Source organism: Xanthobacter pollutisoli (assembly GCF_040044995.1).
Classification (GTDB): domain Bacteria; phylum Pseudomonadota; class Alphaproteobacteria; order Rhizobiales; family Xanthobacteraceae; genus Xanthobacter.
The window spans coordinates 69,249-93,626 of the sequence record NZ_JBDZDP010000010.1 but is presented as its reverse complement, the minus strand read 5'-3'; the positions used below and the strand labels follow the sequence as shown (position 1 = coordinate 93,626).

General features: G+C 67.1%; 24 protein-coding genes and 1 pseudogene. 8 read left to right on the top strand and 17 right to left on the bottom strand.

What is annotated here, in order from left to right:
- The first annotated feature begins 30 nt into the window (after positions 1–30).
- Genes ABLE93_RS18280 through ABLE93_RS18265 form a run of 4 tightly spaced genes read left to right on the top strand, consistent with a single transcriptional unit; the run spans position 31 to position 3,409 of the window.
- Entirely contained in the window at positions 31–921 is an 891-nt protein-coding gene (locus tag ABLE93_RS18280) for a branched-chain amino acid ABC transporter permease (RefSeq protein ID WP_348841291.1), read from the top strand.
- Complete coding sequence (locus ABLE93_RS18275; protein WP_348841290.1) at positions 914–1,960, top strand: branched-chain amino acid ABC transporter permease; 1,047 nt, start codon at positions 914–916, stop codon at positions 1,958–1,960. Before ABLE93_RS18280 ends, ABLE93_RS18275 begins: the two co-directional genes overlap by 8 nt.
- On the top strand, positions 1,957–2,700 hold the full coding sequence (locus ABLE93_RS18270; RefSeq protein ID WP_348841289.1) for an ABC transporter ATP-binding protein: 744 nt from the start codon (positions 1,957–1,959) through the stop codon (positions 2,698–2,700). Before ABLE93_RS18275 ends, ABLE93_RS18270 begins: the two co-directional genes overlap by 4 nt.
- 1 nt (position 2,701) lies before the next feature.
- Positions 2,702–3,409 (top strand): ABC transporter ATP-binding protein, encoded by a 708-nt coding sequence (locus ABLE93_RS18265; RefSeq protein ID WP_348841288.1) that lies wholly within the window; start codon positions 2,702–2,704, stop codon positions 3,407–3,409.
- 63 nt (positions 3,410–3,472) lie between these two features.
- Here ABLE93_RS18265 and ABLE93_RS18260 read toward each other — a convergent pair whose 3' ends face one another.
- The 6 genes and pseudogenes from ABLE93_RS18260 to ABLE93_RS18235 form a co-directional block, all read right to left on the bottom strand.
- A complete protein-coding gene (locus tag ABLE93_RS18260; protein WP_348841287.1) occupies positions 3,473–4,174 on the bottom strand; it encodes an ABC transporter ATP-binding protein in 702 nt (233 codons plus the stop codon).
- Positions 4,174–4,932 carry an ABC transporter ATP-binding protein gene (locus ABLE93_RS18255; protein ID WP_348841286.1) on the bottom strand — a complete coding sequence of 253 codons (759 nt, stop codon included), beginning with the start codon at positions 4,930–4,932 and terminating at the stop codon, positions 4,174–4,176. The genes ABLE93_RS18260 and ABLE93_RS18255 overlap by 1 nt, the downstream gene beginning before the upstream one ends.
- On the bottom strand, positions 4,899–5,801 hold the full coding sequence (locus ABLE93_RS18250) for a branched-chain amino acid ABC transporter permease (RefSeq protein WP_348841345.1): 903 nt from the start codon (positions 5,799–5,801) through the stop codon (positions 4,899–4,901). Before ABLE93_RS18250 ends, ABLE93_RS18255 begins: the two co-directional genes overlap by 34 nt.
- A gap of 165 nt (positions 5,802–5,966) precedes the next feature.
- Positions 5,967–6,875 (bottom strand): annotated as a pseudogene (locus tag ABLE93_RS18245) (branched-chain amino acid ABC transporter permease); the annotation flags it as partial.
- A 44-nt stretch (positions 6,876–6,919) separates the two neighbouring features.
- Positions 6,920–8,083, bottom strand: a complete 1,164-nt coding sequence (locus tag ABLE93_RS18240; RefSeq protein WP_348841285.1) for an ABC transporter substrate-binding protein — start codon at positions 8,081–8,083, stop codon at positions 6,920–6,922.
- A gap of 94 nt (positions 8,084–8,177) precedes the next feature.
- The gene (locus ABLE93_RS18235) at positions 8,178–8,999 is read right to left on the bottom strand and encodes a phytanoyl-CoA dioxygenase family protein (protein WP_348841284.1); all 822 of its coding nucleotides are present in this window, start codon (positions 8,997–8,999) and stop codon (positions 8,178–8,180) included.
- Positions 9,000–9,211: 212 nt separating this feature from the next.
- On the opposite strand from ABLE93_RS18235, the gene ABLE93_RS18230 reads away from it, so the two are divergent.
- Positions 9,212–9,826, top strand: coding sequence for a TetR/AcrR family transcriptional regulator (locus tag ABLE93_RS18230; RefSeq protein WP_348841283.1), 615 nt, complete (start codon positions 9,212–9,214; stop codon positions 9,824–9,826).
- A gap of 12 nt (positions 9,827–9,838) precedes the next feature.
- Here the strand turns inward: ABLE93_RS18230 and ABLE93_RS18225 are convergent, their stop codons facing one another.
- The 6 genes from ABLE93_RS18225 to ABLE93_RS18200 all read right to left on the bottom strand — a co-directional run bounded on the left by ABLE93_RS18225 (position 9,839) and on the right by ABLE93_RS18200 (position 15,962).
- On the bottom strand, positions 9,839–10,543 hold the full coding sequence (locus ABLE93_RS18225) for an ABC transporter ATP-binding protein (protein ID WP_348841282.1): 705 nt from the start codon (positions 10,541–10,543) through the stop codon (positions 9,839–9,841).
- Positions 10,536–11,360, bottom strand: a complete 825-nt coding sequence (locus tag ABLE93_RS18220; RefSeq protein ID WP_348841281.1) for an ABC transporter ATP-binding protein — start codon at positions 11,358–11,360, stop codon at positions 10,536–10,538. The genes ABLE93_RS18225 and ABLE93_RS18220 overlap by 8 nt, the downstream gene beginning before the upstream one ends.
- A complete protein-coding gene (locus ABLE93_RS18215; protein WP_348841280.1) occupies positions 11,357–12,424 on the bottom strand; it encodes a branched-chain amino acid ABC transporter permease in 1,068 nt (355 codons plus the stop codon). Before ABLE93_RS18215 ends, ABLE93_RS18220 begins: the two co-directional genes overlap by 4 nt.
- Positions 12,421–13,293, bottom strand: coding sequence for a branched-chain amino acid ABC transporter permease (locus ABLE93_RS18210; protein ID WP_348841279.1), 873 nt, complete (start codon positions 13,291–13,293; stop codon positions 12,421–12,423). Before ABLE93_RS18210 ends, ABLE93_RS18215 begins: the two co-directional genes overlap by 4 nt.
- A 158-nt stretch (positions 13,294–13,451) precedes the next feature.
- The gene (locus tag ABLE93_RS18205) at positions 13,452–14,612 is read right to left on the bottom strand and encodes an ABC transporter substrate-binding protein (protein ID WP_348841278.1); all 1,161 of its coding nucleotides are present in this window, start codon (positions 14,610–14,612) and stop codon (positions 13,452–13,454) included.
- Positions 14,613–14,684: 72 nt separating this feature from the next.
- On the bottom strand, positions 14,685–15,962 hold the full coding sequence (locus ABLE93_RS18200; RefSeq protein ID WP_348841277.1) for an amidohydrolase/deacetylase family metallohydrolase: 1,278 nt from the start codon (positions 15,960–15,962) through the stop codon (positions 14,685–14,687).
- Positions 15,963–16,098: 136 nt separating this feature from the next.
- Here ABLE93_RS18200 and ABLE93_RS18195 point away from each other — a divergent pair, with 136 nt between their 5' ends.
- Positions 16,099–16,620 carry a MarR family winged helix-turn-helix transcriptional regulator gene (locus ABLE93_RS18195; protein WP_510183053.1) on the top strand — a complete coding sequence of 174 codons (522 nt, stop codon included), beginning with the start codon at positions 16,099–16,101 and terminating at the stop codon, positions 16,618–16,620.
- A 157-nt stretch (positions 16,621–16,777) separates the two neighbouring features.
- On the opposite strand, the gene ABLE93_RS18190 is transcribed toward ABLE93_RS18195, so the two are convergent.
- The 3 genes from ABLE93_RS18190 to ABLE93_RS18180 form a co-directional block, all read right to left on the bottom strand.
- Positions 16,778–17,479, bottom strand: a complete 702-nt coding sequence (locus ABLE93_RS18190) for a metal-dependent hydrolase (protein WP_348841275.1) — start codon at positions 17,477–17,479, stop codon at positions 16,778–16,780.
- 73 nt (positions 17,480–17,552) lie between these two features.
- Positions 17,553–19,166, bottom strand: coding sequence for a solute symporter family protein (locus ABLE93_RS18185; protein ID WP_348841274.1), 1,614 nt, complete (start codon positions 19,164–19,166; stop codon positions 17,553–17,555).
- A 10-nt stretch (positions 19,167–19,176) separates the two neighbouring features.
- Complete coding sequence (locus ABLE93_RS18180) at positions 19,177–19,458, bottom strand: DUF485 domain-containing protein (protein ID WP_348841273.1); 282 nt, start codon at positions 19,456–19,458, stop codon at positions 19,177–19,179.
- Positions 19,459–19,722: 264 nt separating this feature from the next.
- Between ABLE93_RS18180 and ABLE93_RS18175 the strand changes: the two genes are divergently transcribed.
- A complete protein-coding gene (locus tag ABLE93_RS18175; RefSeq protein WP_348841272.1) occupies positions 19,723–20,457 on the top strand; it encodes a DJ-1/PfpI family protein in 735 nt (244 codons plus the stop codon).
- 32 nt (positions 20,458–20,489) lie between these two features.
- On the opposite strand, the gene ABLE93_RS18170 is transcribed toward ABLE93_RS18175, so the two are convergent.
- Positions 20,490–21,782 carry an aminotransferase class I/II-fold pyridoxal phosphate-dependent enzyme gene (locus ABLE93_RS18170; protein ID WP_348841271.1) on the bottom strand — a complete coding sequence of 431 codons (1,293 nt, stop codon included), beginning with the start codon at positions 21,780–21,782 and terminating at the stop codon, positions 20,490–20,492.
- A 201-nt stretch (positions 21,783–21,983) separates the two neighbouring features.
- On the opposite strand from ABLE93_RS18170, the gene ABLE93_RS18165 reads away from it, so the two are divergent.
- Entirely contained in the window at positions 21,984–23,090 is a 1,107-nt protein-coding gene (locus tag ABLE93_RS18165; protein WP_348841270.1) for a M20 family metallopeptidase, read from the top strand.
- 38 nt (positions 23,091–23,128) lie between these two features.
- On the opposite strand, the gene ABLE93_RS18160 is transcribed toward ABLE93_RS18165, so the two are convergent.
- Positions 23,129–24,349: a D-amino acid dehydrogenase gene (locus ABLE93_RS18160; RefSeq protein WP_348841269.1), complete on the bottom strand. Its 1,221-nt coding sequence runs from the start codon at positions 24,347–24,349 to the stop codon at positions 23,129–23,131.
- Positions 24,350–24,378 lie beyond the last annotated feature (29 nt).

Sequence of the window (24,378 nt, the reverse complement as noted above, 5' to 3'; positions counted from 1 at the left end):
GCTCCCGCCTATCGCTGGAGATGCGAAGGGATGACCGCCCTCGACTATCTGCAATTCGTGCTCGCCCCCCAGGTGGTGAACGGGCTGGCCCTGGGCGTTGCCGTGGTGCTGGTTGCGCTTGGGCTCACCATCATCTTCGGCCTGCTCGACGTCATCAACATGAGCCATGGCGAATTCTACGCCGTCGGCGCCTATGGCGCCCTCGCGCTCGGCGCCGCGCATATCAATTTCTGGTTCCTGCTGGTGCTGGTGCCGGTGCTCATGCTGCCCCTCGGGATGCTCACCGAACGCCTGCTGATCCGGCCGGTGTTCCACAGCCGGGACCGGCACGTGACAACCCTTCTGGTCACCTTCGGACTTGCCTTGATCGCGGAGGACCTGCTGAAGCTCGTCTTCGGCCCCAACACCCAGCGCCCGGCGACCCCGATCCCGGGCGCGAGCGAGATCTTCGGGATCATCCTGCCCAATTACAGGCTGTTCCTGATCGGCATCGGCGCGGCCATCGTCGCCGGCGTCGCCTTCGTCGTCTACCGCACCAGGCTCGGCGCCATGGTGCGCGCCGCCGCCTACGACCGCCATATGGCCGCTTCGCTCGGGGTGCCGGTCTCGCTGGTCTATTCCGGCACCTTCGCATTCGGCGTCGGGCTGGCAGGCCTCGCCGGCGTGCTGCTGGCGCCGGTGTATTCGGTGTTTCCCACCATGGGCCGTGACTTCATCCTCCTCGCCTTCACGGTGGTGATCGTCGGCGGGATGGGCTCCATCTGGGGCGCGGTCGTCGCGGGATTGCTGCTGACCCAGGTCCAGGCGCTGGCAAGCCTCGTCATCTCGCCGGTCTGGACCGACCCGATCGTGTTCGGGACCATGGTGGCCTTCCTGGTCTTCCGCCCTCAGGGCCTGTTCGGAAAGCTCGGCCATGCATGACCGCCTGACCTTGTCCATGCGGGCGAGCCATGTGCTGGCCCTCCTTCTGGTGGCAGGCGCCCTCGGTGCGGCGGCGATCGGCGCCGCGTTGGGGGACACCTTCTACCTGCGGCTCGCCACCGAGGCCCTGATCTTCGCCGGCCTCGCCCTCTCGGTCGACCTCCTTCTCGGCTACTCCGGCGCGCTGTCGCTGGGACAGGCGCTCTATTTCGGCATCGGCGCCTATACGTCGGCGCTGGTGCTGATGAAGGTGCCCTCCTTCTGGCTCGCCATGGCGGCGGCAGGCGGCGCAAGCCTTCTCGCTGCGTTGATCGGCGGGCTGATCGCGAACCGGGTGCGCGGGGTCTATTTTGCGCTCATCACCTTCGGCATGGCCCAGGTCTGCGCAAAGGTGGTCTACAACACGCGCGAGCTCGGCGCCTCCGACGGCATGATCGGCATTCCGGTCATCGACATCGGCCTTGGCCCCTTTTCGGTTTCGGCCGGCAGCCCCGCCGGCTTCTTCCTGGTGGTGCTCGGGGTCATCATGCTGCTCTACGCGGCGAGCGCCTACCTGCTGGACACGCCGTTCGGCCGGGTTTTGACGGCGATCAAGGCGAACGAGAAGCGCGTGCCGTTCCTCGGCTATTCGGTGTGGCGTGCCCGCATGGTCTGCTACCTCGCCGCCGGCCTCGTCGCCGGCTTGTCGGGCGCGCTTTATCCCATGCTGCGCGGCTTCGTTTCGCCCGAACTCATGTTCTTCATGACCTCGGGCAATGCCGTCATCTCGGTGATCCTCGGCGGGGTCGGCACCCTGGTCGGTGCGCTCTACGGCAGCATCTTCCTCGTGGTCATGAAGTCGGTGGTGGGAAGCTGGACCGAGCACCACCTCATCGTCATCGGTCTGCTGTTCATGGCCGCGGTGGTGTTCCTGCCCAGGGGCGTCATCGGCTTCATCCGGCCCGGCATCGAACGTCTGATGGCGCCGCGGCGGGCGACGGAGGCCCCAGCCAGCTCCGATGCCCCCCTCCCCCTCAAAGCCGAGGAGGCGAAGCCATGAGCCGCCCGGTGCTCGAAGTGCGTGATATCTCCATCGCCTTCGGCGGCCTGCGGGCGGTCGACGGGGTCAGCTTCAGCGCCGCGCGCCACGCCATCACCACGGTGATCGGCCCCAACGGCGCTGGCAAATCCACCCTCTTCAACATGATCTCCGGCGCGCTCAAGCCCATCCAGGGCCAAGTGCTCATCGACGGAGTGGAGATGACGGGGGCAGCACCGGAGCGGGTGAAGGCGGCGGGACTGTCGCGCTCGTTCCAGATCACCAACCTGTTCTTCGAGCTTTCCGTAGCCGAAAACTTGCGTCTTGCCGCCCAGGTGCTGGAGCCGGCGGCGCGCGCGCTCCTGCCGATCCGCCGCTCGATCCGCGCCCGCGCCAAGACCGACGAGATGCTGGAGCGCTTCCAGCTGACCCATCGCCGCGACGAGCTCGCCGGTAACCTCTCCCACGGCGACCAGCGAAGGCTGGAGATCGCGGTCTGCCTCGCCTCCGAGCCGAAGATCCTGCTGCTCGACGAACCCACGCAGGGCATGAGTCACCAGGACACCGCGGAGACGGCGCGGCTGGTGCGTGCGCTCACCGAGGACGTCAGCGTGCTGCTGATCGAGCACGACATCGGCCTCGTTATGGAACTCTCGGACCACGTGATGGTGATGCACCAGGGCCGCAAGCTCGCCGAGGGCCCGCCTGCGGTGGTGCGCGCTGCCCCCGAGGTGCAAGCCGCCTATTTCGGACATGCCTGACATGCTGACCATCTCGGGGCTCCACGCCCACTACGGTCTCAGCCACATCATCCAGGGCATCGACCTTCAGGCCGCGCCCGGGGAGGTGATCGGCATCTTCGGCCGCAACGGCGTCGGCAAAACGACGCTGCTGAAAACCATCGCCGGCTGGGTGAAGCCGTCCAGCGGCACGATCCGCCTGGGCGAAGCCGCCATCGAAGGGCTGGAGCCCAACCGCATCACGCGCGCCGGCGTCGGCCTCGTCCCCGAGGATCGTCGGATCTTTCCCGGCCTCACGGTGGAAGAGAATTTGGTCCTCGGCCTGATGCAGGTGCGCGGACGCTCGGCGCGGGCGGAGCGTGACGTCATCGACAGCATCTACGACCGCTTCCCGCGGCTGCGCGAGCGGCGCCGCCAGCTCGGCACCACGCTCTCCGGCGGCGAACAGCAGATGCTGGCCATGGCCCGGGTGCTGGTGGGGTCTCCCCAGCTCGTGCTGGTGGACGAACCCAGCGAGGGGCTCGCCCCCATGATCGTCGCTGAAGTGTTCGCCATTGTCCGCGAGCTCCGCGACAGCGGCGCCATCGTTCTTCTGGTGGAGCAGAACGTGCACGAGGCGCTGGCGGTGACGGACCGCTTCATCGTTATCGAGCGCGGCCGGGTGGTGCTCTCCGGCGACGGCGAGAACCCGGACGATCGCGCCCGCATGCTGGCAGCCCTCGCGGTCTAGCGAAAATCACCGGAGACCTTCCGACCGAGAGGAGGCGTCTTGTTCACCCGGAGATCGGGCCGGTCACGCGCTGAGGAAGCGGGTGCGCAGGCTCTCGTCGGACAGCAGCTTCTCCGAAGTGCCGCTCCACACGATGCGGCCCTTCTCCAGAATGTGGTGGCGATCGGCGATGCGGCTGAGCATCTTGATGTTCTTGTCGATCACCAGCACTGACTGGCCACGGCCACGGATGCGATCCAGCGCGTCCCAGATCTCGCGGCGGATGCGGGGCGCGAGCCCTTCCGTCGCCTCGTCGAGGATGAGGAGGCGCGGGTTGGTCATCAGCGCGCGGCCGATGGAGAGCATCTGCTGCTCGCCACCGGAAAGCAGGCCGGCGCCGCGGCGGGCGAGCGGGGCGAGGGCCGGGAACAGGTCGTAGACGGCGGCAAGCGTCCAGGGCGCCGACGCGCGCCCGCGGTTGGCGGCGGTGGCGACGAGATTCTCCTCCACCGTCAGGTTTGGAAACACCTGCCGCCCCTCCGGCACCAGCGCCAGCCCGCTGCGCGCCACCTTATGCGGCGGCAGGCCGGAGATGCGCGCGCCGCCGAAGCTGATGTCGCCCTGAGTGAGGCTGACGAGGCCCATGATGGCATTGACCGTCGTCGTCTTGCCCATGCCGTTGCGGCCCAGCAGCGTCACCACCTCGCCTTCGGCAATGGCGAGGTCGATGCCGAACAGCACGCGGCTCGATCCGTAGGCCGCTCCCACCTGCCGAAGCTCCAGCATCACAGGTCCTCCTCTTCGGCGCCGAGGTATGCGAGCTGCACGCGCGGGTCTGCGCGCACCGCATCGGGCGGGCCGTCGGTGACGCGCGCGCCGGAGGCGAGAACGGCAACACGGTCGGCGAGGCTGAACACCGCCTCCATGTCGTGCTCCACGAGAAGAATGGCGAACCGTCCCTTCAGGGTGGCGATGAAGGAGATCATGCGTCGGGCCTCGGAGATGCCGAGCCCCGCCATGGGCTCATCCAGCAGCAGCACGCGCGGCTCGGTGACGAGGGCCATGGCGATCTCCAGCAGCCTCTTCTCGCCATGGGAGAGCTGCGCGGCCGGCCGGTCTGCGCAGTCCGACAGGCCGAGGGCGGCGAGCTGCGCCAGCGCTCTGCGGCGGAGCGGCGCCTCCAGGGCCACCTCGCCCCAGAAGCGGAAGCTGCTTCCCGCGTGAGCCTGCGCGGCGAGGGCCACGTTCTCCACCACGCTCAGCTCGGGAAAGATGCTGGCGATCTGAAACGAGCGGGCGATGCCGAGCTTGGCACGCGCATGCACCGGCAGCCGCGAGATGTCGCGGCCTTCGAACAGTACCGCGCCGGCATCGGGCCGCAACGCGCCGGAGATGAGGTTCACGAAGGTGGTCTTGCCGGCCCCGTTGGGGCCGATCACCGCGACAAGCTCGCCGGGTCCCAGAGTGAAGTCCACGACGTCCACGGCATTCAGGCCGCCAAACCTCTTGGTCACGCCCGCGGTCTGAAGAATGGCCTCGCCCATCGGAAGGACCCCTTGTGTGCCGGAACCGCCTCCCCGCCCGGGGCCGGCGCAAACAGCGCGCTGAGGCCGCCCCGGCCGAGAAAGACGAGCAGGATCAGCAACGCGCCGAAGGCGAGCCGCCAGTGGATGGTGAGGTCGGAGAGATATTTCTCGAGGCCGAGATAAGCGAGCGCGCCGATGATGGCGCCGAAGGGGGTCGCCAACCCGCCCGCCACCACCATGATCATCAGCTCGGCCGAGCGGGTCCAGTCCATGTATTGCGGGCCGACGAACTCGGCCGCGTTGGCCAAGAGCGCGCCCGCAAGGCCGCACACCGCCGCCGAGATGACGCAGGCGACGAGCTTGTAGCGGAAGGTGGGAAAGCCCACCGCCTCCATGCGCCGTTCGTTGACCCGGATGCCTCTCAGCGCCATGCCGAAGCGCGAGCGCACGAGGCGCATGTTGAGGCCCGCCAGTACCACCAGCAGCGCCAGCGCGAGATAGTAGAACTGGGTGGAGTCATAAAGATCCAGCAGCCCCGCAAAAGTGCTGCGCACCGTGAGGTGCATGCCGTCGTCGCCGCCATAGTCGTAGAGGCTGGAGGCGCCGTAGAACATCATCTGCGCGAAGGCGAGCGTGATCATGATGAAGAAGGTGCCGGAGGTGCGCAGCGCGACGAACGACAGCGCAGCCGCCAGCAGGGCCGAGACCGCCATGGCCAGCGGCCACTGGACGAAGCCGCTCTCGACCCCCGCATCGGCCAGGATCCCCACCACGTAGGCGCCGATGCCCAGATAGAGCGCGTGGCCGAAGCTGACGAGGCCGGTCTGGCCGAGGATCAGGTCGAGGCTGAGGGCGGCGATGGCGAAGATGATGACGCGCAGGCCCATGTCCACCCAGAAGGGCGAATCCGCAAGCCCAGCCACCAGCGGAAGCAGCAGGAAGCCGCCGCCGAGGAGGCCAATGGCCGGAACGCGCCAGCGGGCCAGGACGCCGGGGCCCTGCGGCCCGAGGGAGGCGGCTTCCGAGGGCGCCTCGGGCCGGCGCAGTCCGGCGGCGGGGATGAGCCCTTCGGGCCGGAAGAACAGGATCACCGCCATGAGGATGTAGATGAGCATGGACGCCAGCGCCGGAGCCACCGTATTGGCGGCCACCGGCGACAGCACCAGCGCCATCAGGTCCTTCAGATAGGCCCGCCCGATGGTGTCGATGACGCCCACCAGCAGGGCCGCCACGAACGCCCCTTTCACCGATCCCATGCCGCCCACCACCAGCACCACCAGCGCGAGGATGAGCACGTTGTCGCCCATGCCGGGATAGACGGTGAGGATGGGCGCCGAGATGAAGCCCGCGAGGCCCGCCAGCGCTGCCCCGAGGCTGAAGACCACGGCGTAGATCGCGCCGATGTTCACCCCCAGCACGCTGGTCATCACCCGGTTGCTGGCTCCGGCGCGGATGAGCATGCCGGTCCGCGTGCGCGCGATCAGGACATAGAGCAGTGCGGCGATGGCGAGCCCCGCCGCGATCATGGCCAGCCGGTAGGCGGGATAGGGCGCGCCGGGAATGAGCTCGACCGAACCGGAGAGAAGCGCCGGGATGGGTGCGTGCAGGGGCTCCGGCCCGAACGCCATCCGCGTCGCCTCGTTGAATACGTAGACGAGGCCCACGGTGCACATCACCTGGTCGAGATGGCTTCGGGCGTAGAGACGCCGGATCACCAGCCGTTCCATGGCAAGGCCGATGAGGAAGGTGGCGATGCCGGCGCAGGCGAAACCCAGCACGAACGAGCCGGTCAGCAGCTGGAATGTTACGCCCAGATAGGCGCCGAGCATGAACAGCGAGCCGTGCGCGAGGTTCACCAAATTCATGATGCCGAAGGTGAGCGTGAGGCCCGCCGCCATCAGGAACAGGATAACCCCGAGCTGCACCCCGTTCAGGAGCTGCTCGACAAACAGGAGGTGCATGGGCGCGGTTCCGCGTTCAGGAGATCAAGTCGCGCGTGCCGCGCTCACTTGAGCGGACACTCCTGGTAGTAGGCGTCCTTGGCGTCGGTCATGATCTTTTCCGCCGTCTTGGTCACGAGCACGCCGTCCGGCCCCTTCACCACTTCGCGCACATAGTAGTCCTCGATGGGGAAGTTGTTGGTGTTGTATGCGAACTTCCCGCGGTTCGAGGCAAAGTCCGCCTTCTTCAGCGCCTTGCGGATGTCGTCCTTGCGGCTCATGTCGCCGCCCACCGCCTTCACGGCGCTGGAGATGAGCAGGATGGAATCGTAGGTGTGGGCGGCGTAATCGTTCGGCAGGAAGCCGTTCTTCTGCTTGAAATCGGCGACGAAGCGGACGTTGGCGGCGTTGGGCAGGTCGATGCTCCACACGTTGCCCGAGCGCACGCCGATGGCATCGTCCCCCACCGCCGGCAAAGTGGCCTGGTCCACCGTCCAGACGGTGTAGAGCGGCGTCGACTTGGTCAGGCCCGCCTGGGCGTATTGCTTGACGAACTGCACGCCCATGTCGCCCGGGTAGAAGATGAAGGTCGCCTCGGGCGCGGCGGTGCGCAGCGCGCTCAGCTCGGCGGCGAAGTCCACCTGGCCGAAGCGGGTGTAGACCTCCCCCACGAGCTCGCTCTTGAAGTTGCGCTTGAAGCCGGAAACCATGTCCTTGCCGGCCTGGTTGTTCACCGTCATGACGTAGACGCGCTTGACGCCGAGCTTTTCCAGATAGGCGCCGAGCGCCTCGGCCTGCTGATCGTTCTGCGAGGAGACGTTGAAGAAGTTCGCCGAGCACGACTTGCCGGCGATGGGCGCGGGTCCTGAAATCGGCGAGATTACGAACGCGTCGGTGCGCGCGAGGCCGCCGTGCACCGCCATCATTTCCGAGGAGAACAGCGGACCGACGAGGAAGTCCACGCGCTTCGACTTCACCATCTCGTCGGCGAGCTGCTTGGCCACGTCCGCCTTGCCCTGGCTGTCGCTCCAGAAGAACTCCACCTCCTGCCCGCCCATCTTGCCGCCCTCGTGGGCCATGGCGAGCTCGATGGCCGCCTGCATCTGCTTGGCGAGCGCTGCGCCGACACCGGTCTGGGGCAGGATGACGCCGACCTTCACCGTATCTGCCATGGCCGGAACCGCGCAGAGGAGGGAAAGGGCCGTGCTGAGGAGGATGCTGGCTTTCATGGATTGCGCTCTCGTTTCAAAGGGGCAGGCGGACTGAGGCGGCTTCCAGATGGCTGTTCCTCCGGCCGGGAAGCGCCCGGCCGGAGGTGGAAGGTCAGGTGTGGCGGGCGGCCTGGGTGGTGGTCGCGTCGTCGCGGTAGCTCGCCCAGACATTCTCCAAGAAGGCGAGGCTGTCGGGGTCGAGGTCGAAGCGGGGCTCGGGATCGCTGTCCCAGTGGCCATGGCGGTCCTCGCCCGCCACCAGCAGGGCCGAGCGGCGGCCGAGCACGGAGCGGCAATGGGCCGGCATGTAGAAGAAGGCGATGCCGATGCGGCGGTCATCGGACAGGTTGGCGGGGGAGCCGTGCACCGTGCGCTCGTGATGCATGGAGAACTCGCCCGGCTCCAGAGGCATCTCCACCGCGAGGCTCTCGTCCACGGTCACCTTCTGGCCGCGGGAGAGCAGGTTGTTGGCGTCGAACGTCTCTTCGTGCACGAGGTCTGGGCCGAGGTGGCTCTTCGGGATCACCTTCATGCAGCCGCTCTGCGAGCTGGCCCGCGAAAGGGCCAGCCACACGGTGACCTCCTGGTGGGGGTCGAGGCCATAATAGGCCGAGTCCTGATGCCAGGAGACGAAGCGCGGATCGTGGGCATTCTTGGCGAAGGCGGATGAGCCAAACAGCAGCACATCTGGCCCGAGGACGGCCTGCACGGCGGACACGATGCGCGGATGCCGCGCCAGCTCCACGAGCCAGGGGAACGCCAGATGGGCCTTGATCTTCAGCCTCTTGTTCACTTCCTCGCCGGATTCGGTCTCGAAAGCTTCGATTTTATTGCGATAGGTGCGCGCTTCTTCCGCGCTGATGGCCCGAACCGGATGGAGATAACCTTCGCTCTTGAAATGAGCGACCTGTTCGGGAGTGAGCACGCCTGTCATTGGGCTTCCTCGCTTGGTTCTCATGTCCTGGCAGACTTGCCCTTGGGGGCGATTTGCCGTCTTGGATCGAGGCGCTGGCCGGCGCCCGGCGGTGGCTTCGCGCGCCGGACAGGGCTAAAAGCGACAGTGTGTAGTTTTAATCAGTCCAGCGGATTGTCAAGTTGATGGCCTGACGATAATCTGGGCAAAACCTTGAAGGTGGGCGATAAATTTTGAGCATCACTAAATCAACTGTCCGCCGCCGCGGTCGTCCCCAAGGTGACGAGGTCAAGATCGCGATCCTCAAGGCAGCAAATGAGCTGCTTGAGGAGCAAGGACTCTCGGGATTTACCATCGACGCGGTCGCAACCCGATCGGGAGCGGCCCGTTCGTCTATCTATCGCTGGTGGCCCAGCCGCGGCGCGCTCGCCATCGCAGGCTTTCTCGCGGAAACTGCCCAAAAGATCGGCTACCCGGCGACGAGCTCGGCTGTGGCCGACATGAAAAGCCAGATGATGCGGGTGGCCGAGGTGTATGGGCAGAAGGTGGGGCGCACCATTTCCGCTCTGGTCGCCCAGGGACAGAGCGATCCGGAAGCGCTGCGCGCATTGCTGGAGGGCTACGTGCTGCCGCGCCGCGAGGAGGCCAAGAAGGTGCTGGCGCGCGGCGTCGCCAATGGCGAGCTGAGGGACGGTCTGGATTTCGACGTGGTGGTGGACGCCCTCTACGGGCCGATCTGGTACCGCATCCTCGTGCCCTACGCTCCGCTGACACCCGAATGGGCCGGCAGCCTCGCCGACCATGTGTTCGGCGGGCTGAAACCGGGCCGGCCAGCCGGCAAGAGCTGAACGCGGAGACGCTCAGCTGCCGAGATAGGCCGTGCGCACGTGGGGATCGTCGATCAGGTCGGCGCCCTTGCCCGACTTCACAATGCGTCCCGCCTCCAGCAGATAGGCGTAGTCGCACAATTCCAGTGCGGCGAAGGCGTTCTGTTCCACCAGCAGCACGGTGGTGCCGGCGTCGCGGATGGCGCCGATGATGGCGAACATCTGCTCCACGATGTTCGGCGCGAGGCCGAGCGAAGGCTCGTCGAACAGCACCAGGCGCGGCCGGGACATGAGCGCGCGGCCGATGGCCAGCATCTGCTGCTCGCCGCCGGAGAGGGTGCCGGCCATCTGGTGGCGCCGCTCGGCGAGGCGGGGGAAATCCGTGTAGATGCGATCGTAATCGGCCCTCAGGGCGGCGTCGTTCGCGCGCAGATAGGCGCCCATGGCGAGGTTTTCCGCGACGCTCATGTGCGGGAACACCCGTCGGCCTTCCGGACAATGGGCGACGCCGAGCTTCAGCATCTTCTGCGGGCCGGCGCGGGTCACGTCGTCGCCTTGAAGGCGGATGGTGCCGGCGCGCGCGGGCACGAGGCCGGAGATGGTGCGCAGCGTCGTGGACTTGCCGGCGCCGTTGGCGCCCACGAGGGCCACCAGCTGGCCCTGGTCGACGCTGAGCGAGATGCCCTTCAGCGCCGCCACCTGCCCGTAGCCGCAGGCGAGATCGGAAATCTCAAGCATGGGCCGGCTCCCTGTGCTCCAGCTTCGCGGCGCTCTTGCCCAGATAGGCCTCGATGACCTTGGGATTGGTGCGGATGGCCGCCGGCGGCCCTTCCGCGATCAGGCGTCCGTAATTGAGGCAGACGATACGGTCGGACACCTCCATCACCATGGGCATGTCGTGCTCCACGAGGAGGATGGTGACGCCCTCGTCGCGCACCTTGCGGATGAGCCGCACGAAACCCTGGGTCTCGGAGGCGTTCATGCCGGAGACGGGCTCGTCCAGCAGCAGCATTTTCGGCTCCACCGCCAGCGCCAGCGCGAAGCCGACGAGGCGCTGCTCCCCGTAGGACAGGGAACCCGCCTTCTCGTCCGCGCGGGCGGAGAGGCCGACGAGGTCGATGATGGCTTCCGCCCGCGCCCGCACCGCCGCCTCCGCGCGCCTTGCGCCGGGCGTCGGGAAGAGCCGGTCGAGCAGGCCGCGCGCGCCCTCCTCCTCGCCGTGGCGGTGGAGGCCGATGAGCACGTTGTCGCGCACGCTGTCGTCGGCGAACACGCTGGTGCGCTGGAACGTGCGGGCAAGGCCAAGGCGGGCGATCTCGTTGGGGCGCGTCTGGGAGAGGTCCCGGCCGCGGAACAGCACCCGTCCCTGGGTGGGCTTCAGGAAGCCCGTCATGATGTTGAAGGCGGTGGTCTTTCCGGCGCCGTTGGGGCCGATGAGGCTCAGGATCTCGCCTTCGTTCACGTCAAAATGCAGGTCGGCGATGGCCGTGAGGCCGCCGAACTTCATGCCCACGTGCTCCACGCGCAGAATGGGGGTGCCGGTCGCATCGTTCATGGGTTGGCTCCCATTTCGGCGGTGACGGTGTCGCCGGACGTGGCACCACCGGGCGTGGCGTCGCCGTTCCGCCGCGCCGGGCGAAGGCGGGCCGCCAGTTCCTCCAGCGCAGGGACAATGCCGCGCGGCATCACGAACAGGATCGCGATGAGGACGGCGCCGTAGACGATCCATTGCGCCTCCGGCGCCATCACCGGCCGCAGCGCCACCGGCAGGAGGCCGAAGATGATGCCTCCCACCAGCGGGCCGGCCAGCGTACCCTTGCCGCCGGACACCACCATGATGACCATGGTGACGGTGTAGGAGAACAGGAACACGTCCGGATCGATGATGCGGATGTAATGGGCGTAGAGGCTGCCCGCCGCACCCGCCATGGCGGCGGAGACGGTGGCAGCGACGGTGAGCGTTCGCGTGGCGTTGATGCCGAGCGAGAGCGCGAGGGATTCGTTCTCCTTCAGTCCCCGCATCGCCCGGCCGAAGCGCGAGGCCACCAGCCGGGCGATGAGGAGATAGCTCGCCACCGCCACCGCCAGCACCAGATAATAATTCTGCACCTTGGAGCGCAGCGCCACGTCGCCGAGCCCCGGCACCGGCAGCACCATGTTGGGAATGGCGGTGAGGGCGAGGGGGCCCTGCGTCAGCTCCACCCAGTTCAGCGCCACGAGCCGCACCACCTCGGCGAACGAGATGGTGACGATGACGAAATAGGCGCCCCGCACCCGAAACGACAGCCGGCCGATGAGGTAGCCGGCGAGCCCGGTGAGCACCACCGCGAGCACGAAGCCGAGGAGCGGCGATCCGCCCTCGTGGGTCACGCGCAGGCCGAAGGGCAGGCCCACGTCGAAGCCCAGCGCGGTCAGCGCGCTCACATAGGCTCCGATGCCGAAGAAGGCCACGTGCCCGAGGCTGAGCTGGCCGGTGAAGCCGAGCAGCAGGTTCAGGCTCATGGCGCAGATGGTGAGGATGCCGGTGATGATGAGCGCATTGAGCAGGTAGGGGTCCTTCAGCACCAGCGGCAGCAGGGCGAAGACCACGAGGAAGAGCGGGGCGATGAGGCGGGTCATCCGATCCGCTCCGCCCGCGCGAACAGACCTGTAGGCTTCACCAGCAGCACCGCGATGATGATGAGGAAGCCCATGGCGTCGCGATAGCCCGAGGAGATGTAGCCGGCGCCCAGCTCCTCGGCGAAAGCGAGGATGAAGCCGCCGATGGTGGCCCCCGATATGGAGCCGAGCCCGCCGAGGATGACGATGGCGAAGGCCTTCACCGCCGCGAGGTCGCCCATCTGCGGCGTCACCACATAGACCGGCCCAAGCAGCGCGCCCGCCGCCGCCGCCAGCGCCGAGCCGATGGCGAAGGTGGCGGTGTAGATGAGCGAGACGTTGACGCCCATCAGCGCCGCCGTGTCATGGTCCTGGAAGGTAGCGCGCATGGCGCGGCCGAGCCGCGTGCCGTTGATGGTGAAATAGGTGATGGCGATGAGCGCCACCGCCGCGCACAGCACGAACAGGTTCACATAGGAGAGCGACACCGGCCCGAACGCGAGAGGCTGCGCCGGAAACGGCGTTGGGACGGCTTTCGCGACGCCGCCGAAGATCCACAGGGTGCCCGACTGCATGATGATGCCGGCGCCGATCATCACCAGCATGGTGGTGTCGATATCGGACCGGCGCAGCGGCCGCAGCAGGGTGAATTCGATGACGGCGCCGAGCACGAGGCCTGCTACCAGAGCCACCGGCAGCGCGACGAAGAAATTGAGGCCCAGCGCCACCGCCGCCAGATACATGGCATAGCCGCCGAAGGTGTAGAGCGCGCCGTGGGTGAAGTTCACCACGTTCATGATGCCGAAGATCAATGTCAGGCCGATGCCCAGCAGCGCATAGGTGCCGCCGAGCACCAGCGCGTTGAAAAGGTGTTGCAGCAATTGGTCCATCTGGCGTGTCCGGTCTGGCGTTTGGGGCGATGCGGGCAGCGCTTGCGCACGGTGGGAACGGGGTGAAGGACGGCGGCCGGGCCAGGCAGTTGGCCACGGACCGTCCTTCACCCCGGTGCCCCCGCCCAAAGGCGGGAGAACCTCCCGGGGGAGCCGGCTCAGCCGCCGAGCTGCACCTGGTTCACCTTCCCGCCGGAGATCTCGATCAGGTACACGTTGGGCTTGGACTGGCCGCTCTCCTTGCCGGCCGGGCCGCTCTTGGCGAACTTGATGGGACCGTTGAGGCCCATCATGTCCACCTTCCAGAAGCCCTTCTGGACGGAGGCGGGATCGGTGCCGCCGCCGGCCGCGATGGCCGCCGCCACGGTGCGGATGCCGTCATAGCCGCGGAAGCTCTCGGTGGCGCCGGCGAAGTCGAAGCCGCGCTTCTTCCACTCGGTGAGGAAATAGGCGGTGGCCTCGGGGTTGGGGGTCTTCTCCGGCCACCAGGGCAGGAAGGTGGTGAGGTGCATGGTGCCGTCCGCCGCGGCGCCGGCCTGGGCGATGATCTGGTCTGGGTTCTGCGAGCCGCCGGTGGTGATGACGCGCTTCTTCAGGCCGAGCGCGGCCATCTGCTTGAACAGCAGGGTCAGCTGGTCCACGGCGCTCGTCACCATGATGGTGTCAGCGTCGGAAGCCTTCAGCTTGGCGAGCTGGGCGCTCATGTCCTGGGCGGACTGGTCCATGGTCTCGACGAGCCCGACCTCGACGCCGTTGGCCTTCAGCATCTTGGAGAAGTCGGCGGCGGCACCGCGGCCCCAGTCGTTGTTGATGACGAGGAAGTCCACCTTCTTCAGCCCGAGCTTCTTGGCGATGGGCTCGAACGCCTCCGCCTCCACCGCGGACGGCGGCGAGATGCGGAAGATGAAGGGATTGCCCGAGGTGGTGATCTTGCCGGAGGAGGAGGTCTCCACCAGCATCGGCACGGAATATTCCTCAAGCTTCGGCATGGTGGCGAGCGTCAGGGAGGAGCCCCAGGCGCCCATCAGCACCGGCACCTTGTCGGAGGTGATGAGCTTCTCCGCCACCGACGCGGCCTCGGTGGGGTTGCTCTTGTTGTCCTCGATGACGAGCTCGATCTTCTTGCCGAGGACACCGCCCTTGGCGTTGATCTCGTCGGCGGCGATCTTGGCGCCGTTCACCACATAGGTGCCGGAGGCCGCGAAGGCGCCGGTGAGCGGCTCGTTGACGCCGATCTTGATGGTGTCGGCGGCGAAGGCCGTGCTGGCCAGGAGGCTGAAGCCAAGGGCGGCGAGGGTTGTGCGGCGTGAAATCAGCATGGATGTCTCCAGTCTCGATGAGGGCAGTCAGGGTCGGGAAGAGGAGCCGAACAAAAGAGTGGCGGTGGCGCGCTACGCCGCCACCGCCCGCGGCAGGATGACGGCGTCGGCGTCGAACCGCTTGCCGGCGCGCAGGCAGAAGGCGGGGGTCAGCAGGCGCTCGGCCACCACCCTCGTGTCCTCGTTGTCGCGTAGAAGGAAGCGGCCGCGATGGTCGTCGAGCACCGAGACGTCGGCCGCATAGCCCACGGTCAGCGATCCGACGCGGTCGGTCAGGCCGATCATCTTGGCCGGGTTGATCGTGACCATGGGCACCACGTCCTGGAGGGACAGGCCGAGCGCCAACATGGAGCTCATGGCCTGGGTCAGGCTGAAGCGGGCCTGGCCCTTGAAGGGGTGGTTCTCGTCGTCATAGTGCTCTTCCGGCGTGCCTGCAGGAGCCGGCACATGGGTGTTGTAGCCGTGCATGTCGGCGCCCAGGGTGTGCGGCACGACACCGGCCGCGATGGCCTTCTTCGCAAGGCGGTAGGAGAAATGGCTGCCGTGGCCCACGTCCACCTTCAGGCCGCGATCGAGGGCGGCCTGGATGACGTGGTGCACCTCGCCCTGCTGGTTCACGAAGCCGCCGGGATGGCGCGTGAAGGGATGGGCCAGCACGTCGCCTTCCTTCAGCAGGGGGATGACGCGCTCCAGAATGGTGTCGGCATCCTCGCCATTGGCGCCGGTGTCGGGTAGGCCCCAGAGGGTGCCGAAATGCACGTAGAGGGGAATCTCGGAGCGGCGGGCGATCTCGGCCGCCATCTCCATCACCCGGATGCCCCAGCGCGCGAAGCCGCCGATCTCGGCATGACCCTTGATGCCGCGCACGAGGTCCCGATTGCGCACGGCCGAGCGCACGGTGGCGTCGATGTCCACGCAGTCCGGGCTGTAGAGGTTCGGATAGTAGTGGCCCTCCAGGCCCCCCACCAGATAGGCCGAAAGGAAGGCATAGATCCGCGTGTCTGACGGCTCGGCGATGAACTTGCGGAATCCCGGCAAGGTCATGCAGGAGGGGCCGCCCTGGTCGATCACGGTGGTGACGCCCGAATGCACACCCACCATGTCCGGGTTCAGGCCGAAGCGCCCGGTGACATACTGGTAGACATGGCCGTGGGTGTCGATCATACCCGGCAGGACAAGCTTTCCGGAAACGTCGATGGTCTCCGTCGCACTCGACGGCAGGATGGTCTCCTCCACGGCCGCGATGCGCCCGTCGCGCACGGCCACGTCGCGGATGCCGTCGATGCCCGTGGCGGGGCAGATGACATGACCGCCCTTGAGGAGAATGTCGTATCCCGCAGGTTCAGCCATCATGGTCTCCCGTCCATGCATGGGCGGCCCCCGGACCGCCTGGAAAAAACGAAGTATACTTCGTATTCCCATGATGCACGGCACGTGCCAAAATTTGATCTGGATCAAAGCGAGGCGGTCAAAGGCGCCAGAGGGGATGGGAGACGTGACGAGATCACTTGCCAGGTCAAATAGTTCCGTTGGGGAACGTAAGGCATCTTCGCACGACCAATGGCCGCTATCCGACCGCCCCGGCTTTCTGGCGCGCCGCGTTCACCAGATCCACGTCAGCCTGTTTTCTGAGCTGTGTGCCCCATTCGGGGTGACGCCGGTGCAATATAGCCTCCTGTCGGCGCTAGCGGGCCGGGAAGAGGCGGATCAGACGACCCTCTCGCGGATTGTCGCCCTTGATCGCACCACCACAACCGGCGCGCTCAAACGACTGGAGGCACGGGGGCTGGTGCACCGCACCACCTCCGCGATGGACCGCCGTTCCCAGAACTGCTCGCTGACCGACGACGGCCGCCGCCTCCTGGAAGAAATGGAGGGCGCAGCGCGCCGCGCCCATGCCGCGACGGTAGACATGCTGACGCCCGACGAGCGCCGCCAATTCATTGATGCGATGAAGAAAATTCTTGCTGCACACAGCGGACGGAACGTCACGTCCGACCTGCTCTGATTCTGATTGGCGATGTGCCTAAAAAATGTGCGTCCGAAAGGGCTTGTTTGTCGGGCGCACCCCGCCCGCCGTAGAGCTGGAATACCGCGATGGCGAGTTGGTACCGCCACCGCCCCTGCCTGCGAGCGGTGGCGCAGGCTTATTCTTCGGCTGCCAGTCAGATCTCGAACTGCTGGCCTGCCACCGGTACGAGAACCCGCGTGTCCGCGCCCTCGATCCCCGCAACGAAATCGGAGGGGTCAGGCGCCAGCAGGCCGAAGGTGCCGTAGTGGCAGGGGATGACGGCCCTGAACTGGAAGTAGCGTCGAACCGCCACCGCTGCCGTCCGCCCGCTCATGGTGAAGCGATCCCCCACCGGCACGATGCCGACGTGAGGCGCATGAAATTCCTGAATCAGCGCCATATCGCCGAAGATGTCGGTGTCGCCCATGTGGAACACGCTCGGTCCATCCTGCGGTTTCAGGATCAGCCCGTTGGGGTTGCCGAGGTAGATCGAGCCGCCGGCCTCCGTCACCGTCCCGGATGAATGCACCGCCGGTGTAAAGGCCACGTCGAACGCGCCGCACGCCACCGACCCGCCGCTGTTGCCAGGATTGATGTTGGCGGCGCCCCGCGCTGCCAGATACTGGCAGATCTCGAAATTGGCGACGACCTGCGCGCCGCTCTGGGCCGCGATCGCGGCCGCATCACCCAGGTGATCGTCATGCCCGTGAGTGACGAGAATGTGGGTCACGCCCTGTGCGGCAGCCTCGATGCTGCCGGGAAAGGTGGGGTTGCCGGTGAAGAAGGGGTCGATGAGGACGACCGCCCTCCCCGTCTCGATGCGGAAGGCGGAATGTCCGAGCCAGGTCAATTTCATGGAGAGCTCCAAGAGGGACGCGCAAAAAGAGGGGAGCGCCGCGCGGCGCTCCCCTACCGTTATGGCGGGTTGACTAGAGGGCCTGCGGCTTGGCGGCGGCCACTCCCGCGACCTCGGCCGGGGCCTGCACCGCACTGACCTTCGCCGGGCCGAAGACGATGGCGTCGCGGAGCGCGTCGAACTTCTCGGCCGCCTGCCGCTCTGGCGTGAGCAGGGACACCACGATCGCCGTGAAGAAGGACAGCGGCATGGCGACAATGGCGGGATTGCGCATGGGGATGAACCACCAGCGCGACTGGAGGTCGGCCAGATTGCCCCCGAGCACGTCCACCTGAATGGTCGGCGACAGCAGGATCATGGTGAGGCAGACCACCGTACCCACCAGGATGCTGGAGACCGCCCCCGCCGTGGACAGCCGGCGCCAGGAGATGGAAAGGACGAGGGTGGGGAAGTTGGCGGCGCAGGCCACCGAGAAGGCGAGGCCCACCATGAAGGCCACATTCTGACCCTCGAAGACCGACCCGAGCGCCACCGCCAGCACCGCGATGAGCACGGTGGAGACGCGGGCCACCGCCATCTTCTCCTTCTCCGGCGCATGGCCGGAGCGCACCACGTTGGTCCAAATGTCGTGGCAGAGCGTGGCGACGCCCGAGAGCGTCAGCCCGGCCACGACCGCTAGCATCGTGGCGAAGGCGACCGCGCAGATGAAGCCGAAGAAGGCCTCGCCGCCCAGTGTCAGCGCCAGCAGCGGCGCCGCCATGTTGCCGCCGCCGCCCGCCTTGGCCACCACGGCCGGCCCCACCAGCACCATGCAGCCGAAGCCGATAATGAGCACGAACAGATGGAAGATGCCGATAAGGCCGGTGGCATAGGTGATGGAGAGGCGCGCGTCGCGCACGTCCTTCACGGTGTAGACGCGCATCAGAACGTGAGGCATCGCGGCCGTGCCGAACATGAGGGCCAAAGCGAGCGAGATGGCCTCCCAGCCGCCGGGCACGACCTTCTCCCCCGGCTGCAGCACCCGCTCGCCGAACTGCTGGGCCGCGGCCTCGAACAGCGCGCGCGGGTCGAAGCTGAAGCGACTGAGAACCAAAGCGGCGAGCACCGCCCCTCCGGCCAGCAGCATGATGGCCTTGATGACCTGGACCCACGTGGTCGCGATCATGCCGCCGAACAGGACATAGACCAGCATGGCCGCGCCGACGATCAGCACCGCGGTCGAATAGGGTATGCCGAACAACAGCTTGATGAGCGCACCGGTCGCCACCATCTGGGCGATGAGATAGAACAGGATCACGGTGAGCGAGCCGATGGCAGCCGCCGAGCGTACCCAGCGCTGGTTGAGCCGGTAGGCGACCAGATCCGCCATGGTGAATTTGCCGACGTTGCGCAGCGGCTCGACGATCAGAAACAGCATGATGGGCCAGCCGACCAGCCAGCCGATCGAATAGACGAGGCCGTCAAAGCCGTTGGCAGTAATGATGCCGGCGATGCCGAGGAGCGCCGCGGCGCTAAGAAAGTCCCCGGCGAGAGCCCAGCCGTTCTGCCAGGCCGAGATCCGACCCTCCGCGGTGAAGAACGAATTGGTCCCGTGGGTGCGCCGCGCGGCGACATAGGTGATCCACAAGGTCAGGACCACGAAGGCGAGGAAGAACGCGATCGAGAGACCGCTCTGGGTGCTGGGCATCTTGATCTCCTCACTTCTTCAGGTCGCGGACCGCCGGGTCGTAGACCTTGTTGGCCCACAGCACGTATGCGGTGCACAGGAGAAAGGCGGAGACGATGATGCTCGGCCCGGCGATCAGCGCCACGGAGACCCCCGGCGCGACGATCTTGGCCAGCGCCGGCTTCTGGAAGGCGATGAGCCCCATGAAGCCGAAATAGATCGCCATCATCGCAAGGCTGAGCCCGATCGCCACACGCCACCGCAGCCTGACCAGCCGCGCAATGGGCGCATCCTTTTTGTCCGAAACGTACATGCCAGTTCCCCATTTTTGTCATATATTTGTCTTCATATCTCACACTTTGTCTTATCGCAAGATGACAAGATGATCAGGGCGATCAAATTATCAGCGCGCACTGAATGAGGCATTCCCCGGTGAACCGCAGAAAATATCAATTTACGGCGCCATGACAATCTAAGTCAAAATGCATTTTGTTCGGCAATTGTCTTGACGCGTTGAGAAGCCTTTGTCACAAGAAGCGATCCGCAGCCTGCGGGGACGCTTCAGGAAGGACCAGCAATGATTCCGGCAGACCAGCACCTCCATATCGGCTCGATCCTGTTTGAGGGATTGGACCAGATCGACTTCACCGGGCCATTCGAGGTCCTGGCCCGCATCCCCAATTCCACCTTCCACATCGCCGGCAAGACGATGGCACCGGTGAAGGACACGCGAGGGCTGCTGCTGACGCCGGAGAAGACCTTCGGGCAGATGCCGAAGCTGGATGTGCTCCACGTCCCCGGCGGTCCCGGCCAGGAAGCGCTGATGGAGGACGAGGAGACGCTGGACTTCATCCGCACCCAGGCGGACGGCGCCATGTTCGTCTTCTCGGTGTGCACCGGCGCCCTCATTTGCGGCGCGGCGGGGCTGCTGAAGGGCAAGCGCGCGACCACCCATTGGGCGGCCATGGACGTGCTGCCCTATCTCGGCGCCATTCCCCTCACCGACCGGGTGGTGGTGGAGGGCAATTACATCTTCGCCGGGGGCGTCACCTCGGGCATCGACGGGGCCCTGACCCTTGCGGCCATGTTGCGCGGCGAGAAGGCGGCACAGCAGATCCAGCTCTACATGCAGTATCATCCCGAGCCGCCGTTCGACGCCGGCACGCCGGAGCGGGCGCCCAAGGAGATCGTCGCCGCGGCCCGCGACTCGGTGAAGGATCTGACCGCGCGCCGCCTCGAGACCGCCCGTCGCGTGGCGGCCCGCCTGGGCGTCGCCGCGCCGGCCGATGCGGAACTCGCGCGCTCGGCCTGAGAAAGCGAAAAAACCGAAGCACGAAAGAGGCCTTACGCGCCTCTTTCGACCACCTCCTCGCGCAGGATCGCTTCGAGCGTGCGGGCGAATTCCTCCGCCAGCGGCTTGGTCATGGCGCTGATGGTGATGCGGATGGCCGGCGGCGCGGCGACGCGGAACAGGGACCCGGTGCGGACGGTCCAGCCGGCATCAAGCAGGCGGCGCGCCACGGTCTGCTCGTCGTCCACCGGAATCCAGACGTTGATGCCATCCTGGCCATGGGCCTTGATGCCGCGACCTGCCAATGCGGCGATGACATCCTCCCGCCGCCGGTCGTAGGTCGCGGCAGCCGTGGCGACGAGCTGCCGATAGCCGGGCGCGGCGATCACCGACAGCACGGATTTCTGCAGGATGGAGCTCACCCAGCGCGAGGTGAAGGCGCTCAGGGTCAGGCTCGCGCGGGTGAGCTCGTGGCTGGAATTGACCACCGCCAGCCGCAGGTCCGGGCCGATATATTTCGACACCGAACGCACGATGGCCCAGAGCGGGCGTCCCGGCTCCACCAGCGTCATGGGCGGGAAGCGCGAGAGCACGGCGAAATGGTCGTCCTCGATGAGCAGGACGTCGGGATAATCGCGCATCACCTCCTGCAGCGCGGACCGCCGGGCGAGGCTCCAGGATCCACCCACCGGATTATGCGCGCGGGGCGTTACGATGACCGCCTTCGCGCCTTTCTCCAGCGCGCGGCGCAGCCCCTGCGGCGTGACGCCCTCGTCGTCCACCGGCATGGCCAGCGGCACGTAGCCCACCTGGCGCATGAGGCCGAGCGTGGTCATGAAGCAGGGGTCCTCGACGCCCACCGCGTCCCCCACCGCCAACAGCTTGTGCAGGATGGTGCCGACGGCGTCGAACGTGCCGGACGCGAGCCAGAGCTGGCCTCTCGGCAGTTCGTCCAGCGCGAATTGGTGGCCGAGCAGGCGCAGCAGCTCGGGATCGTCGGGCGGATCCTCGTACAGGCGCTGATGCCAGCCGACGCTGCGCAGCACCGCGGTCATGTCCGGCAGCAGGGCGGGGTCGGGGTTGCCGCCGGCGAGATCGCGCAGGGATGGCGCAGGGGGGGGCGGGGCGGTGTCGGGGGCGATCCGGCTGCCCTGCCGGCCCCGCCCCTCCACGAGGCCGCTGTCGGACAATTGCTTGTAGGCGGCGGCGACGGTGTTGCGGTTGACCCCCAGCTCGTCGGCCAGCTGGCGCACGGTGGGGAGCAGCGCGCCGCGCTTCAGCCGCCCGGCATCGACCGCCGAACGGATGGATTCGGCGATTTCTAGTGCCGTTCGGCCCGCAATCACCACCTTCTCCTGCCATTAAAATGCGGTGTCAGGCACCGCATCGGACCATAAGGGCCGCAAACGACGCCCGCCAGTCATAACCCGGCTCGACTCTCAGGCTTCCTCCTAAGCCATGCAGACATAAAAAGTCAAAATAACCTTTTGCGAATTTTGTCTTGCGCTCCCGATGGCAGGCATGCCTGATGGGCGGGGAGCCTTGCCATGACAGACGCCATAGAACTGGCCCGCGCCCTCATGCGGGTCGATACGTGCAATCCCCCCGGCAATGAGGAGGTGGCGGCAACGATCCTCGTGCCGTTCCTGCGCGACGCCGGCTTTTCAGTCGCGCAGCACCGGTTCGCTCCGGGACGGGTCAATCTCATCGCCGTCCGCCGGAGCGGTCGCAAGCGACCGGCGCTGGCCTTCACCGGCCATCTCGACACCGTGCCGCTCGGGACCGCCCCCTGGACGCATGATCCCTTCGCTGGCGATATCCGTGACGGGCGCCTCTTCGGACGCGGCGCGTCCGACATGAAGGCGGCGGTCGCCGCGTTCGTCGCCGCCGCCGTGGAAGCCCGCGACGTGGACGCCGATCTTGCCCTCGTCATCACCGCCGGCGAGGAACGGGGATGTGAGGGTGCCCTCGCACTGGCGCACGACGCCATCGCCCTGCCGGACATCGGCGGCTGGATCGTCGCGGAGCCCACCGCCAACCATATGGCGCTGGGCCACAAGGGGGCCGTTTTCTGCTTCCTGCATTTCGCCGGCGTGTCGGCGCATTCCTCCACGCCCCACCTCGGCGTGAATGCCATCTACCGCGCCTGCGCCGCCGCCCTCGCCTTCCGCGACATGGAATTTCCCGGCCGCCACGAGGTGCTCGGCCAGGCCAGCGTGAACGTCGGCCTTATCGATGGCGGCCACGCCCCCAATGCCGTGCCTGACCGCGCGCGCCTGCATGTGGATGTGCGGACCCTGCCGGGTATGGACCATGCCGAGGTCATGGCGCGCATGCGCGCGGCAGCCGGCGCCGACGCCCGGCTGGAGTGCGTGCATGATCTCGCGCCGGTGTGGACCGACGCGGCGTCGCCGCTGGTTGCCATGTGCGCGGCGGCACGGCAGGCGGAGGGATGCGCCCCCGGCCCGCCGCGCGGCGCGTCCTTCTTCACCGATGCCTCGGTGCTCGCACGGCTGGCGCCCGTGCCGGTCGTCATCCTTGGCCCCGGCGAGCCAAGCCAGGCCCACGTCACCGACGAATGGTGCAGCGTCAGGGAGATCGAGACGGCGCAGCGGATCTACGGCCGCCTCATCCGCATGCATGCCGCCGCATGAGGCGAGGCGCCGGCGGTGTCTGCGCCGGCGCCAAGGGCTCAGGCCGACATCTCGCCGGCGATCATCTCCGCGGTGGCGCAGGAGAGCGTCCAGCCGAGATGACCGTGGCCGGTGTTGAAGTAGACGTTCCGCGCCCGCCGGCTCGCGCCCACGCGCGGCAGCATGCCGGGCAGCATGGGCCGCAGCCCGGCCCACACCGCCACGTCGCTGGTGTCGAGCTTGGGGAAATGGCGCCGCGTCCAGTTCACCAGCGGCGCGATGCGGTCGGCGCGCACGTCGCGATTGTAGCCGTTGAGCTCCGCCGTGCCGGCGATGCGGAAGCGGCCGTCGCCGAGCCGGCTGGTGACGATCTTCGCCGCGTCGTCCAGCAGGGCGACGCGCGGGGCATGGTCCACATCCTGCGGCTTCACCGCGACGGTGATGGAATAGCCCTTCACCGGATAGACGTTGAGCCGCTCGCCCACCAGCGCGGCGAGCCGGCGGCTGCCGACACCCGCGCAGATGACCACGCGGTCGCCTTCCAGCTCGCCCTTCACCTGGGCATCGTCCACGCTCTGCCACGCGACGACGCGGCCGCGCTCCGCATCGCGGATGGCCTGCACTTCGACGCCATGGACGAACCGGCCGCCCAGCCGCTCGCACGCCGCCGCGAGCCCGCGGGTGAAGCGGCAGATGTCGCCGGAGGCATCGCGCGGCGTGAAGAAGCCGCCATGGAAGGTGCCTTCGAGGCTCGGCTCGATGGCCTTGATCTCCTCAACCGTCACCGCCTCGCGCTCGAGGCCGCCGCGCTTGAGGAGGGTGTTGACCTCCGCCGCATGCGAAAAGCTCGCCTTGTCGCGATAGACGTGCATGAGCCCGCGCCGCTCCAGATCGAAGGCGATGTTCTCCCGCTCGGCGATCTCGAACAGGTGCCGCCGCGCCTCGATGGCGAGGCGCACCGTCTCGATGGTGTTCTCCTCATAGCGGCGGATCTGCCCGACGAATTCGCCGAGCCAGGACAGCTTGTGCCAGCTGGGCTTGGGGTTCAGCAGCAGGGGCGCGGAGCGGGTGAAGATCCAGCGGATGCCGTGGGCGACGTTGGACCACTGGTTCCACACCTCCGCATTGCTGGCGGACAGTTGGCCGCCGTTGGCGAAGGAGGTTTCAAGGGCGGCGTAGGGGTGCCGCTCCAGCACCGTCACCTCATGCCCGCGGCGCAGCAGGGCATAAGCGGTGGTGACGCCGGTGATGCCGGCGCCGATCACGATCACATGGCTCATTGTTCAAGGCTCTCTTCCGTGACAGTCCA

Bases quoted from the DNA above. Each gene is read 5' to 3' on its own strand.
- ABLE93_RS18280 (WP_348841291.1), top strand. From the start codon at position 31: ATGACCGCCCTCGACTATCTGCAATTCGTGCTCGCCCCCCAGGTGGTG.
- ABLE93_RS18275 (WP_348841290.1), top strand. From the start codon at position 914: ATGCATGACCGCCTGACCTTGTCCATGCGGGCGAGCCATGTGCTGGCC.
- ABLE93_RS18270 (WP_348841289.1), top strand. From the start codon at position 1,957: ATGAGCCGCCCGGTGCTCGAAGTGCGTGATATCTCCATCGCCTTCGGC.
- ABLE93_RS18265 (WP_348841288.1), top strand. From the start codon at position 2,702: ATGCTGACCATCTCGGGGCTCCACGCCCACTACGGTCTCAGCCACATC.
- ABLE93_RS18260 (WP_348841287.1), bottom strand. From the start codon at position 4,174: ATGCTGGAGCTTCGGCAGGTGGGAGCGGCCTACGGATCGAGCCGCGTG.
- ABLE93_RS18255 (WP_348841286.1), bottom strand. From the start codon at position 4,932: ATGGGCGAGGCCATTCTTCAGACCGCGGGCGTGACCAAGAGGTTTGGC.
- ABLE93_RS18250 (WP_348841345.1), bottom strand. From the start codon at position 5,801: ATGGGCCTGCGCGTCATCATCTTCGCCATCGCCGCCCTCAGCCTCGAC.
- ABLE93_RS18240 (WP_348841285.1), bottom strand. From the start codon at position 8,083: ATGAAAGCCAGCATCCTCCTCAGCACGGCCCTTTCCCTCCTCTGCGCG.
- ABLE93_RS18235 (WP_348841284.1), bottom strand. From the start codon at position 8,999: ATGACAGGCGTGCTCACTCCCGAACAGGTCGCTCATTTCAAGAGCGAA.
- ABLE93_RS18225 (WP_348841282.1), bottom strand. From the start codon at position 10,543: ATGCTTGAGATTTCCGATCTCGCCTGCGGCTACGGGCAGGTGGCGGCG.
- ABLE93_RS18220 (WP_348841281.1), bottom strand. From the start codon at position 11,360: ATGAACGATGCGACCGGCACCCCCATTCTGCGCGTGGAGCACGTGGGC.
- ABLE93_RS18215 (WP_348841280.1), bottom strand. From the start codon at position 12,424: ATGACCCGCCTCATCGCCCCGCTCTTCCTCGTGGTCTTCGCCCTGCTG.
- ABLE93_RS18210 (WP_348841279.1), bottom strand. From the start codon at position 13,293: ATGGACCAATTGCTGCAACACCTTTTCAACGCGCTGGTGCTCGGCGGC.
- ABLE93_RS18205 (WP_348841278.1), bottom strand. From the start codon at position 14,612: ATGCTGATTTCACGCCGCACAACCCTCGCCGCCCTTGGCTTCAGCCTC.
- ABLE93_RS18200 (WP_348841277.1), bottom strand. From the start codon at position 15,962: ATGGCTGAACCTGCGGGATACGACATTCTCCTCAAGGGCGGTCATGTC.
- ABLE93_RS18195 (WP_510183053.1), top strand. From the start codon at position 16,099: ATGGGAGACGTGACGAGATCACTTGCCAGGTCAAATAGTTCCGTTGGG.
- ABLE93_RS18190 (WP_348841275.1), bottom strand. From the start codon at position 17,479: ATGAAATTGACCTGGCTCGGACATTCCGCCTTCCGCATCGAGACGGGG.
- ABLE93_RS18185 (WP_348841274.1), bottom strand. From the start codon at position 19,166: ATGCCCAGCACCCAGAGCGGTCTCTCGATCGCGTTCTTCCTCGCCTTC.
- ABLE93_RS18180 (WP_348841273.1), bottom strand. From the start codon at position 19,458: ATGTACGTTTCGGACAAAAAGGATGCGCCCATTGCGCGGCTGGTCAGG.
- ABLE93_RS18175 (WP_348841272.1), top strand. From the start codon at position 19,723: ATGATTCCGGCAGACCAGCACCTCCATATCGGCTCGATCCTGTTTGAG.
- ABLE93_RS18165 (WP_348841270.1), top strand. From the start codon at position 21,984: ATGACAGACGCCATAGAACTGGCCCGCGCCCTCATGCGGGTCGATACG.
- ABLE93_RS18160 (WP_348841269.1), bottom strand. From the start codon at position 24,349: ATGAGCCATGTGATCGTGATCGGCGCCGGCATCACCGGCGTCACCACC.